Source organism: Psychrobacter sp. 1Y4 (assembly GCF_051847555.1).
This window is the reverse complement of sequence record NZ_JBPYDE010000011.1, coordinates 109,938-122,552: the sequence shown is the minus strand read 5'-3', so window position 1 is coordinate 122,552 and position 12,615 is coordinate 109,938. Positions and strand designations below refer to the sequence as shown.

General features: G+C 40.8%; 11 protein-coding genes. 7 read left to right on the top strand and 4 right to left on the bottom strand.

The annotated features are described in order from the left end of the window. Positions 1-1,389, top strand: a 1,389-nt coding sequence (locus ACS8FC_RS10720) for a hypothetical protein (protein ID WP_439296750.1), incomplete at its 5' end; no start/stop codon positions are given. Between the two features lie 390 nt (positions 1,390-1,779). On the opposite strand, the gene ACS8FC_RS10715 is transcribed toward ACS8FC_RS10720, so the two are convergent. Then, positions 1,780-2,139: a hypothetical protein gene (locus ACS8FC_RS10715; protein WP_439260982.1), complete on the bottom strand. Its 360-nt coding sequence runs from the start codon at positions 2,137-2,139 to the stop codon at positions 1,780-1,782. A 567-nt stretch (positions 2,140-2,706) separates the two neighbouring features. Continuing rightward, positions 2,707-3,981: an LD-carboxypeptidase gene (locus ACS8FC_RS10710; protein WP_439296748.1), complete on the bottom strand. Its 1,275-nt coding sequence runs from the start codon at positions 3,979-3,981 to the stop codon at positions 2,707-2,709. Positions 3,982-4,236: 255 nt separating this feature from the next. On the opposite strand from ACS8FC_RS10710, the gene ACS8FC_RS10705 reads away from it, so the two are divergent. Then, positions 4,237-4,692: a YkvA family protein gene (locus ACS8FC_RS10705; protein ID WP_439296746.1), complete on the top strand. Its 456-nt coding sequence runs from the start codon at positions 4,237-4,239 to the stop codon at positions 4,690-4,692. A 127-nt stretch (positions 4,693-4,819) separates the two neighbouring features. Here ACS8FC_RS10705 and ACS8FC_RS10700 read toward each other — a convergent pair whose 3' ends face one another. Together ACS8FC_RS10700 and ACS8FC_RS10695 are read right to left on the bottom strand one after the other, a co-directional pair. Then, positions 4,820-5,125: a hypothetical protein gene (locus tag ACS8FC_RS10700; protein ID WP_439296745.1), complete on the bottom strand. Its 306-nt coding sequence runs from the start codon at positions 5,123-5,125 to the stop codon at positions 4,820-4,822. An 81-nt stretch (positions 5,126-5,206) separates the two neighbouring features. Next, positions 5,207-5,770 carry a hypothetical protein gene (locus ACS8FC_RS10695; protein ID WP_439296743.1) on the bottom strand — a complete coding sequence of 188 codons (564 nt, stop codon included), beginning with the start codon at positions 5,768-5,770 and terminating at the stop codon, positions 5,207-5,209. Between the two features lie 328 nt (positions 5,771-6,098). On the opposite strand from ACS8FC_RS10695, the gene dnaQ reads away from it, so the two are divergent. The 5 genes from dnaQ (at position 6,099) to nth (ending at position 12,403) form a co-directional block, all read left to right on the top strand. Further along, positions 6,099-7,715 carry a DNA polymerase III subunit epsilon gene (gene dnaQ / locus ACS8FC_RS10690; RefSeq protein ID WP_439296742.1) on the top strand — a complete coding sequence of 539 codons (1,617 nt, stop codon included), beginning with the start codon at positions 6,099-6,101 and terminating at the stop codon, positions 7,713-7,715. A gap of 129 nt (positions 7,716-7,844) precedes the next feature. Further along, positions 7,845-9,524 carry a hypothetical protein gene (locus tag ACS8FC_RS10685; protein ID WP_439296741.1) on the top strand — a complete coding sequence of 560 codons (1,680 nt, stop codon included), beginning with the start codon at positions 7,845-7,847 and terminating at the stop codon, positions 9,522-9,524. 61 nt (positions 9,525-9,585) lie between these two features. Then, entirely contained in the window at positions 9,586-10,581 is a 996-nt protein-coding gene (gene nudC / locus ACS8FC_RS10680) for an NAD(+) diphosphatase (RefSeq protein WP_439296739.1), read from the top strand. Between the two features lie 137 nt (positions 10,582-10,718). Then, a complete protein-coding gene (locus ACS8FC_RS10675; protein WP_439296737.1) occupies positions 10,719-11,597 on the top strand; it encodes an RnfABCDGE type electron transport complex subunit B in 879 nt (292 codons plus the stop codon). A gap of 110 nt (positions 11,598-11,707) precedes the next feature. After that, a complete protein-coding gene (nth, locus tag ACS8FC_RS10670; protein WP_439296735.1) occupies positions 11,708-12,403 on the top strand; it encodes an endonuclease III in 696 nt (231 codons plus the stop codon). Positions 12,404-12,615: the final 212 nt, after the last annotated feature.

The following is a 12,615-nucleotide window of genomic DNA, read 5'->3' as shown; positions in this document are numbered from 1 at the left end:
CGAATTATTATAATCCTCAAACAGTCTAAATGTACTCCAAAAAAATTAGATAATTTCTTACAGACAAGCGCAATGAATAGCATACCCTTGTCTTATGTTCGATGGTTTTATGAAGATGCTAGAGCGGCATTATGGCTAAATATGGTCTTGAAGAAACTAAATATAATAAGCAATCATATAAGTATAGAGTCTGATATTGAAATTTTCGCTCATGATCTTATTTTTAATGAGAAATTAATGTTTGCAGCAGGAAATTTCCATAGGGCACCAGATAGTTATAATGAATCTCTAATAGCTCGTAAAAAAGAAGCTTTGGATATTCTGAAAAACATTTATATTAATAGCTCAGTGGGATATAAAAAGACGAAATGGATAGATCATAGTAATCCAGTTAATATTAATCATTTATATAAATATATGCAAAAGCTCCACGATCTTGATCACTTAAAATCTAATAAAAATAACAAAAAAAATAATATCAAATTAAAATCGGATGTCGATAAAAGTGGTTATAAACCAGCTCTAATATGTATAGATACTATTAGGTTCAAAGAAACAGATACGGCTAGCAGACTGCACCATATGCTAGCTTCGCTGGACTATTGGGTATTCAACCCAGATAATCCTATAGCAGAAGAATTGAAAGTTGCTAATAGAGCTACGTTTATAGATAACATGTATGATGTCTGGTTATCAAAAACTAGTCGCGTTCGTAATAAGAAAATTAAAGAGGAAGGCTTAAGGCTTACACGCAAAAACCAAAAAACTCTAAAGATTATTGCTAATAGACAGGGGAAAACACAGGGGCAAATGCTCAATGATATTATAGAAAACTATGATCAAACCTTTTTCTCCCAAGTACCCAAAAGTACTAGAGAAACTATTACCGATTACTCAATGATTGAATACGCAAAGCCTTATACTGACTCTTTTGATACGGAGCAAAGCCTGAGAGCCGAGAAATTCAACCCTGAGCCTTTCTTAGCAGGTGTTGATAATACAGAGGCTAGAGAGTCAGACTGTAAGAATGAGATGTCAGAATCAACTCCGAATATTGAAGACTCTGTTTGCACTGATAATGCTGAGTCAATCGCAAATACTCAACAGAACCAATCTGATGATAAGACTGTGAATTTGGATAACGTTGACGATACTGCTACTACCACTGACAACTTGACAGATGAGGCGATCAATCAGCATGAAGATATTATTCTACCTGCAAACATCTCTACGATGGAAACCAATGATCTGACAACGAAACTACAGGCTATTGACAGTAATTTAGCTTCAGCTAAGACTCTTCACAACATTGATGATAAAATGGCTGATGATGATCCTTTTTTGATAAATGCTGAACTGATAAGACAAAAGACTGGGAAACATGTATAAACTAAGTAGCAGTTCAGTCCTGGTAAGAAATTATGAGATTTATATTACGAAATTAATATAAAGTTGAAAAGCAAATCTTAAGTATACTCACAAGTGTACCGAATCGAATATGTAAAAAATATTCTTTATATATCAAATACTTAATACCATGTAACTGTTCCGGCTCCGGGTACCATTACATAGTTCTATACTATCTTATAGAATAACTAAAGCCCCTGATATCAGGGGCTTTGTTGTATCTGGTGTTCTATACTGTCCTGCTCTATCTATCCTAATCCGTGCATTGGTGTACATTACCTACATATAAATACACAGTAAACCGATGCGATAAATAGCTAGCGGTCTTACTTTTAATAAAGACAATAGACAAAGCTATATATCATTCAGTTGTTACTGTAGCCCTTCCGCTGCTGTTTTATCTAAGTTCGAGTTATTTTCGTTTACAGTAGCCGTATCATCAGCCTTTTGCTCATTTTCCACGCTGTCTACACCAGAATAGTAGGCTGTACCCCCCGCGTCATCATCTGTACTGTCTGCACTTTCTGTACCTTCTGCTTCAGTTGTAGGAGTACTAACACTAGTTTCAGTATCGCTATCTGTCTGAACTGGCGTCATTTCGCTAGACTCTGTATTATTAGTATCGGCCTTTTCCTCTGTTTCATTACTACAAGCGCTCAGTCCGATAAGACTTACTAATACTGCCACCCATAGCTTATTTTGAAAGGTTCTATTCAATACTGAATTTTTCATTTTAATGTTCCTTATTATAATACCCATCAATTTAAGGTAAGTACTATCTTATATATCATTTAAATATTATCTGCTATTACTAACCAATCATTTTTGTTTGTTTTCATTAATCGTTTAACAAAAACCACTAGGTGTGCTTATTGAGTTTTTACTCGCCCTAAATGATCTTGCAACTTATATAGTTATCTTTATTAAGTAGAAAAAATAAACCGCCCGACTCATGGAGTTAAGGCAGTTGCATACGCTTGTTGAGCACTTATTACTTTTAGTAACAATCGAATCTGCAATCTCACTCGCTACTATTGTTCATTAAGCTTAATTACACTGGCAGCATTTTTCGCACATATTGCACTTTTCACAAGTTGATGGACTGGTACATCCACATTTTTCACAACTGCAAGTAGTGTTGTAATGAATAGAAGGAGCTGAAAGATTTGTTTTTTTTGCGTTTGACATCATCATACATCCTTATAATAGAAGAACAATTAGTATTTAATCTTGACAGATATGAGCGATGCCTTCTGTAAGGCAAATGTTAATCTGATGATCGAAAAACTTCCGATCAATCTATATGACTTGCCACAACCCTTCAAGATTAACAGCGCTTTTATCAATTATCGGATAATCACTAAAGCTTAGTGTATAGCCGCCTGCTTGATTGCTCACTGGTGTAATTTGACAAGTCGCGCCGAGTGGAAAGCTATGTTTTTTACTGATATGCCCAAAGCTCATGCCATTATAGATAGGTAATCCAGTCAGCTTATGCAACTGGCGAATGACCATCGCGACATCGTAACGCTTATCGTAGCTATCTTCACCTGTGCCAGACAGTGAGCCAAACACAATTGCTTGCTGACGCTTGAACACACCTGCCAAATATAAATCATAAAGCATGCGCTCAATACGATAAGCCTGCTCACCCACATCTTCTAAAAATACAATACCGCCATCAATGCGCGGCAAATACTCGCTACCTGCCAGCGCTGATACCACACTCAGATTACCGCCCCAAATCGTTCCCGTGACTGTTTGAGTCTTATCAGTCGCTAGAATCGCTGGTAATTTCTTACTGGTCAAATCGGCATTTTGAACAGTAATGCTCAAATTAGGGTTAGTAAGCGCTTCTGCAAACTGCCTACAACTGACTTCATCAGGAGACGTTTTACCAAATTCGCTATAGAGCATGGGGCCAGCGAGCGAACTCATTTGCCCTTTCGCCAGCAGTGCACATTGAATGGCAGTGACATCACTAAAGCCTGTTAGTATCGTGCCCCGCTCTTTCATAATGCGTCCCAGCGTTTGCCAATCAATCAGCGGCAGCAGACGCATTGCGCCATAGCCACCGCGTATACCCATGAGCAGCTTGGGTGCAGCAATCGCCCCAGTCGCGATGTTTTGCAGATCACTGGCTCGCTGCGTGTCCGTTCCCGCAAAGCGCAAATATTGTCGCTCAGTAATAGTAGGATTCTGCACTTCAAAACCTGCGCAAGCCATACGCTCTAATGCCAATTGGTTACGCTCATGACTACCGCCAACGTTGGAGCTGGCAAATAGACGTGTCTCAATAGTAGGATTGATACAACGTGATTTGGACGCTATTGACTGATTAACATCTGGCAGCGCCGTTGGTAAATCATCTTTGGTCAGCTGCATACTGCTATTTTGATCGCTCGTTTTGTCTGCAGCTTTAATCGTTAAGCCTTGAGCGATACCTTGAGTTGCAAGTAGTCCAGCACCTGTACTTACCCCTAAGCGACATAAGAATTGGCGGCGACTAAGCTCCTTATCAGCCGCAGTGGTTATATCAGTTTGTTGTAAAAGAGTCGGATTTGTTATACGCATACTGAACTGTTACCTCAAAACTTATTTCAAAATAATGGTTTTAGAATAATGATTTAACTATCAACGTTTTTAACATTAACTTTATATAAATATCGCAGTTTGACAGCTTTAATAGCGACAAGGGTTGCATAACCCTATAACCATTGCCTATTACAACGACAACAAATTGTTAAACAACCATGTTTGGTACTTACCATTACTCTTGTTATAGTAAATGGTAAGAGATAATTCATCAATAATGATAGGAACGCTAGTATGGCTGATAAAGAAAAAGATAATAAGTCGCTTTTAGACAATATTAAACTCATTTTAAGTAAAGAAGACAGCATAAAGAATCAAGTCGACAAGGATCGCGGTCTCGAGCGTTATGCTAAAGATTTGATGCTACTGATGAGCTTGGTAAAAGATTATTACCAAGGTAATTATCGCAATATACCTTATAAAACTATTTCAGCGGCAGTGGTTGGGTTGTTGTACGTATTAAACCCTATCGATATTATTCCAGATTTCATACCTTTTATTGGTCAAGTTGATGATGCCTTGGTAATAGGGTTTTGCCTAAGACTGATGGAGAAAGACTTGAACAAATATAAAGCTTGGAAAAACGAGCAATCAATGTCCAAAGATTCCATGTATAAAGATGGTGCAAAGTCTGAAGATAAAGCGTCTGATAATGAAGACAAAAATATAAAAGATAAGAAAAAATCTTAATTACTAAAATAGTGATAAATGGTATCTCTAATCATAAAAACACGGTCAATGAGTTCATCACTGACCGTGTTTTATGTGCATCAAGTTTAAAGCTAGTAAATCATCATTAGTAAGTAATCACTAACCATCAATCAGGTACCTCATAATTGGCGTTTTCTGGGTTGAGACCAAATGAGTATACGAATGTCGCAACCAGACTGTTAATAATGATAAAGGGTAAGTCAATCGTGACGTGACCAAGTAGATAGCGTCCAATCAGCCAAGAGACAACGAGCATAACAATAAAAAACGCGCCCAGATATCCTAAGATGACAGGATGTTTTAGACCATAGGGCTGCGCGGGTTTGGGTTGTTTACCGAGTACATACGTACGTATCGCCCAGCCAGCGGCATAAGACAATCCACCCAAGACGACATAACTCAAAAAATTCATATAATATAACTCTATTGCTTAATGACTGGCAAGATATTCTGCTTGGACTACGCTATATTTCTTATTGAAGACTGCCTGTGGTTAAAGGCTTTTATTATTTGACCCGACATTATCAATAATAATATTGGCATGTGGGTTGGCCAAGATGTCCGTATTAACTTCATCACACTCTACCTGATAAATCGTATTGGCTCCTTTATAGATATAAGACAAATACTCACTATCAAGCAAAGGGTCGATATTGGCATAAACAGGTTTGACATGTGCCATGACCAGCACTCTATCAGGACGACCGATGACTGCGTCAACATTGTCAGGGTCAAAGGAGAAAAAATTGGGTATCTCGCTATTCTCTATAACTTCTAGTGGCTCGGCTTTGTCCCACACCCGCTTGGCAGTCGCAGGCTCTTTCATTTGCATGACCCACCTGCCTTCTTGCTGACTGACCTTAATCTGGGCAGGCTCATCATTGCTAACCGTATAGCAACCTTCAAATACGGACAAATCCGTCTCAGTCTTTGCATCCTCTGTTTCTGTAGTCGTACTGGTACCGTCGCAACCTACTAATAGCAATGCACTAATGGTCATAGCACTGATGGCAAGCATCCTAAACTTATGACCCATAACGTTTGAGCGATTGAACATGATAATATTATCCTACGTTAAAAGAGACTGTGATATAGATAAATCCGCTTTAGCTGACAAGTAATGTCATGTCCTTATCCTACTCATTTTAACAGAAAACCACCCTCTTACTGTTTTGATATTTAGTTTCATAGTTTTACGGCAAGCGATGGCGCATATGAGCCCCGTATTTGCTATAATTGAGCGCAGTCATTCAATCACATTATAATCAATCTACGATAGTATAGGCACAGATAACGACTAAACGTCCTCTACGACAAGAGTCTTATGTAGTTAAGAGTGTCGCTATTTATTATGAGTTGATTATCCATTAAGCTTTTAGGTCATTATGTCAGACAATCCTGCTCTATCATCCTCACCTTCTACTGCATCTGCCAGCACACCTGCAAATGTATCGACCATAAGCCAGCAAAATACGACCAATCCATTGGCGGTAAAAGCAAATACCACGGTCGCCTATACAGATGGCGCTTGTAAAGGTAATCCTGGCGCTGGTGGCTGGGGCGCGCACCTTATTTTTAGCGATGGCCATACGCAAGATTTGTACGGTGGTGATAAAGAAACCACCAATAATCGTATGGAGCTAATGGGGGCGATAAAAGCTTTGGAACACAGTCCTCAAGATATAAAGCTTGAAATTTGGACCGACTCAAGCTATGTCAAAAACGGTATTACCCAATGGATTGAAGGATGGAAAAAGCGTGGCTGGAAGACTGCGAGCAAAAAGCCTGTAGCCAATCAAGACTTGTGGCAACAGTTGGATACGCTTTGTCAAGCACGCGATGTTGATTGGCACTGGGTTAAAGGTCACGCTGGGCACGCGGGTAACGAAAAAGCAGATGAGCTGGCCAATCTAGGCGTCACGTCTAGCAGCGAGCAACCATCTGTCGCGCATTCTGCCGATAACTCTGCACGTAACGACGATGACACTGCTAAAAAAAAAGCCAATGATTGGTTAAACGATGACCCGTTAGGCTTTAATATGATGGATGAGGATTCAGAAGAAGAATTGTTATACGAAGATTCTTTAAATGAGATGTCAGACAACAGTGACTCAAAGTCTATTCAAGTCAAACAATTAAATAATACTACGCAGCCAGTGAGTATCAACACCATGATATCAGATGAGACGAATACAAACAGCGATACAACCAACGTGTCAGTAGACTTGCCAAAATTCGATGGTGATACTGGTCGTGCCAACCCCAACTTTCGTCCGCTACTACCACAGCCTATTCATCGACACGAGCCCAATCGTCAGCTGATCATGGATACAGAGACGACAGGGCTTGACCCTCTCAAAGGTGACCGCGTGATTGAGGTCGGTATTGTCGAGATGGTCGGTCGTAAGTTTACGGGCGAAAAACTCCATGTTTATATCAACCCGCAGCGCGGTATGGATGAAGAAGTCATTCGTATTCACGGTATCTCTGAAGCTTTTTTGGCAGATAAGCCAACCTTCGATCAGGTTGCTAAGTCGTTATATGATTTTATGGATGGCGCAGAAATCATCGCTCACAACGCCACGTTTGATATGAACTTTTTAAACATGGAGTTTAGTAAAGTGGGTCTGTCAGACTTCGCCGAGCGTGTACAAGTGACTGACTCTTTATTAATGGCAAAGCAGCAATACCCTGGACAAAAAAACACGCTAGATGCTTTGGTTCGCCGATTAGATGTCGGTAAGCAAGATCGTACTTTTCACGGCGCCTTGTTGGATTCGGAGATTTTAGCTGAAGTTTATCTGGCCATGACAGGAGGACAGGTAACGTTAGCGATCGAAGAAGATACTCAAACAGAGGGTGGCAACACCGCTCATGCTAATTTTGCAAATTTGGCATCTTTATTGCTAGAGTCAACCGTAGACAACCATGCCAATCAAAACTGGTTTGCAGGGTTAGCAGAAGATTATCCTGATTTAAACGCTAGGCTATCGCAGTGGTAGAGCGCGTTACTGCGCATGATTAATTGGCTTGCGCCTATTATACGTCCAATAACATACTAAAAAGCCTGCTTTTATTAATAATTATCTGCTGTTAAAGTCGACTCTATCAATATTTTATGGAAAAAAACTATGAGCCAGTCTGAGCAAACAATATTGACCACCCCTGCCCTTAGTATTACTAACTTTAACCTACCTTCTCTACATCTGCTTCATAATGAGATTACAGTCATTTTAAAGGATACTGAGAATCATCTTAGCGAATTTAATGATGATCAAGAACAAGTCTCTTTATTATTAGACTCTATTAGTATGTTAACACAACTGTCTTGTATTTTTGAATTGGTTGCATTAACTGGCGGACAGCTACTAAGTACGGCCATCGCACAAGGTCTACAACAGCTTTATGACAATAATAATAACGGCGACACCGCTTTGATTATGGATCTATCAGAGGCGATCATGACACTTGATCGTTATATTGAATTTGTACTGTTAACTGAAACGGTAGAGCCAACCCTACTATTGCCAATTATCAACAAACTATATGCCCACAGTCAGCAAGATACGATCAATGCCGATTGTTTTTCTGACTTTGGTAGCAGCAGCGTTATTATTGCCAATCCTGAACAGAACTTTAAACCATTATGCGAGTTAAGCCTGAATAGCGACTTACTCACCAATGCTTATCGCAGCGGTCTAAATGTCGTTCTTGCCAAACATGCACCACTAACGGCAGATACCCAGCAAAAACTAGATGCTATGAGTGCTGCTTGTGCGATGATTGCTGCCCATACTGATAGCCTGTTTTGGCAAGCGGCAACGGCTGTCGTCACAGATATCAAAGACATATTACCGTTAAATGCTAGTCAAAAACATACACTAATCTACTTAGAGCAGCAGTTTCATAGCTATTTGCCAATCATGGATGCCCGTTTTGCAGACCTAGTAAGTTTTGCTTGTCAGCGTGACAATCAACAAGCGCAAAAGCTACGCATTCAGTATGCAAATAATCGGCTTGAGTCATCACAGCTTGAGCAAATGCAGCGCTTCTTGTTTGGACCAAACCGTGCCATTACTGATACGCTAAATGATATTATTCAAAACCAAATCAGCACTATCAAAGAAAAAGTTGATAGTTATGCCCGCGGTGACACGCTTAGCCCTGCGGCGGTACAAGTAAACTCAATAGCTGCCGATCTTATAGAGCTGAGCTCAGTATTGCAGTTATTATGTTTGGCTGATGCAGCAACCTCTCTTAAAAATGTTGCCTCAGCTGTAGCAAAATGGCAAACGCCAGCCCCTAATGAGTTTGACTCTCTGCTATTGGCGCTAATGCATGCCGAGAATGCTTCGAACGCAATGGCAAAAATACACACACCAGGCGCTATTCATTTGGCAACGCATAGTCAGCATATCTCATTACATCAAATCGATACGGCCTATGATACGTTGGTACAAGAGAGTCGTACAGCCATATCAAGTGCAGAGCAAGCAATTAACGACTATCTAGTGGACGACAATCGCGACCTGCTTAACCTTGAGAATATACCTGATCTGATACATCAAGTCGCGGGTGCAATACGCTTCTTACAATTGGCTACACCTGCAAATATGCTTAATCAGTTGACCATCAATATGCAAAAACGTCTTGAAAGTGGTCAAAGTATAGATGATCGTACACTTGCTCATATAGCTGATGTACTTATGGCAGTAGACTATCGCTTAGATGGTTTTGAGAACAACCATCCTGTGAGCAAAAAATCACTGGATGTTGCTCAGGATAGTTTGAGCCAACTACTTGCCGCTTAATCGTTGCAGATAAATATAAGTAAATTTTTATCAACCCTCTTGCTGCTTTGGATAGCTATTTATGACCACCGCTTTTGTAATTGATAACGAGACTGTACTGTGCCGCTATACTGCAAAAGGCTGGTGGCCTGTGCAAGTTCCTGTTTTGGCTATTGAAAACGATATTGTTACAAAAGACCAAGCAGCAGAGTCATCAATTAAGCTTTATCAGGTTGGCCGTGTTGAGTTACTGGCAAGCTTAGCAGCAAGTAACTGGGAGACAGGTGGATTACAAAAGTTGAATACTGATCCCGAGTCTATTGATGGCGATGATGTACCTGCTACCATTGCCATTACTTACGATTATGCGCAAACCCACGGCATTGCTATTCCTAACTTAACTAAAAACTCTTATAAGTCAACCGTATTGCAGACGCCATTAGCTGGTACTGAAAAGATAGGCTTTATTACTTACCGACAGCTTATCACCCAATTGCCAGCAGCGCTCTCTACGCAGCTGAGTCAAGCGATTCAATTGCTGCGCTGGCAAGCAGATACTCAGTTTTGTAGTCGCTGCAGCGCTTCGGTTACGGTAGCCAAATTTGGTGAGCGTGCGATGGTCTGTCCAGTCTGCCGCTTACGCCAGTATCCACGAGTACAACCTTGTGTCATCACAGCCATCACTCGTCCAAACCCACAAACCGGCGAGATGCAAATACTCTTGGCACACCATCACCGCTATGGTCGACCGAGTACCCAGCTTCAGTATGGACTGATTGCAGGTTTTGTAGAAGTAGGTGAAAGCTTAGAGCATGCGGTAGTACGTGAAGTCGCTGAAGAAGTAGGTATCTGCTTGACTGACATTCGCTACGTCAGCAGTCAACCATGGCCGTTTCCCTCAAACTTAATGCTAGGATTTCGAGCGTCTTATACAAGCGGTGAGATAGTCATACAAGAAGATGAGCTCTCGCACGCCGACTTCTTTGATATCTCAAACTTACCAAAGATACCTTTTAAAGGCAGTATTGCTTATGATTTAATTGCACAAATTGCTCACGAACAAGGCATAATACTCTAGCTTTATAGAATATATTCGTGTGTAACCAATAGTATGCCATTATGAACAATCCTCTTTTATGATAGATTATCTATACTAGTCACGACCAATAGTAACTCTCGCCAATTCTTTACGCCAGTTTTAAGGCCTTTGATTAAATGCCCAGTAATATTCATACCCGTCTAACAAACCTGCCGATACTGTTTGATACATTAACTTTAGAGACGCTGCCAGCCGACACACAACAACAAATTGCGTATGTTGACTCGTGCCTGCCCCAGACACAATGTGGTCTTTGTGATCATCCCGACGGGTGTCTACCTTATGCTACCGCTATCGTCGTAAATGGTGAACCGCATAATAAATGTGTACCTGGTGGACAACCTGTCAGTGATGCCATTGGCCATATTTTAGACGCAGATCATGCTACTTTAGATACGGTCTTTTTACAAAGCCAAGACTCAAGTAACGAGCCAAAACGCTTAAGTGCTGTACCATCAAAGTGGCCAATAGACCCCACGACTGAGCGTCCGCATGAAGTACGCGCCATCATTCGTGAAGATGATTGTATTGGTTGTACAAAGTGTATCCCAGCCTGTCCGGTCGATGCCATCGTCGGTACTGGCAAACATATGCATACGATTTTTACAGACTTATGCACTGGTTGTGAGCTGTGTATTGCACCCTGCCCTGTTGACTGCATCGATCTTGTGCCTATTGAGCGTGAATTGTCAGCAGCAGAGCGCACGCAAGAACAAAACGAGCTGCGACAACGTTATCACACGCATCTTAGGCGCGTAACTGAGCAACTGACCGACAGTAATAATAGTAGACCTGTCGTCAGTATGGTAGAAGCCAAGCTAAATAACGCCAGCGCACAAGCGATTGACATTGACGAGCAGCAAGCAAAGAATACTATTGCTGCCGCCAAACTACGTACCAAAATCAAAAAACTAGAAAAACAGCTAAGCGTCCGTCCTAATCCGAAAAAAAGCGCTGAGTTGGCTATGTTGCAAGATCAACTGTCTCAGTTATAGCTTTAGTATTAGTTTTAGAGATAGTTTGTCCATACCCTATTGTCTTATTTGATCTAATTCAGTATCGACCTTAACCACTATTAACAGCTATAAAAGATTGTCCATATACTATGAGCAAAACTGTCAAACACAAAACTGCAAACACACCGCCATCGAGACGATTGCCCAATCGTAACGTACGACCATTTTTTGAAAAGCTAGCTGCTACTATTGACGATCCCATTACTGAATTAAACTACAGTAATAATTTTGAGCTACTTGTTGCAGTCATACTCTCTGCACAAGCGACTGATGTGAGCGTCAATATCGCAACCCAGCAGCTATACCCAGTCGCGAATACTCCTGAGGCCGTATTGGCACTGGGTGAAGAAGGACTAAAATCTTATATCAAAAATATTGGCTTATACAATGCCAAAGCCAAAAATGTCATCAAAACTTGTCGCGATTTAATAGAGAAGTTTGACAGCACGGTACCTGATAACCGTAAAGACTTAGAGTCGCTCGCTGGGGTCGGACGCAAAACCGCTAATGTGGTCTTAAACACCGCTTTTGGACAACCAACAATGGCAGTCGATACGCATATCTTCCGTGTGGGCAATCGCACGGGGCTGGCTACTGGCAAGAACGTATCAATAGTAGAGAAAAAGCTGGTCGAGCGCATTCCAGAAGACTTATTGGTTGACGCTCACCACTATCTCATCTTGCATGGGCGCTATACCTGTCAAGCGCGTACCCCCAAATGCGGAGCCTGTCCAGTCTACGAGGAATGTATGTTTAAGGATAAAGCCGCGTTTTTAGAGATTTAACAATTCTTTATGGCTAATGTTGTTTAATAGAGTCACTTCAACTTAAAGAAAAACGATACAGATAACCACTGACAAAAATTTAGCTAGCTCGTTGGTTTTTACGATTGTTAGCAACCATAGCTGACACTAGAGTTTTGACTCGATTCACGGTAAAATGTGCTAATTTTTTGATTCACTTTTGCCTCTTATTTTCCGTTAACATTCAATTATGA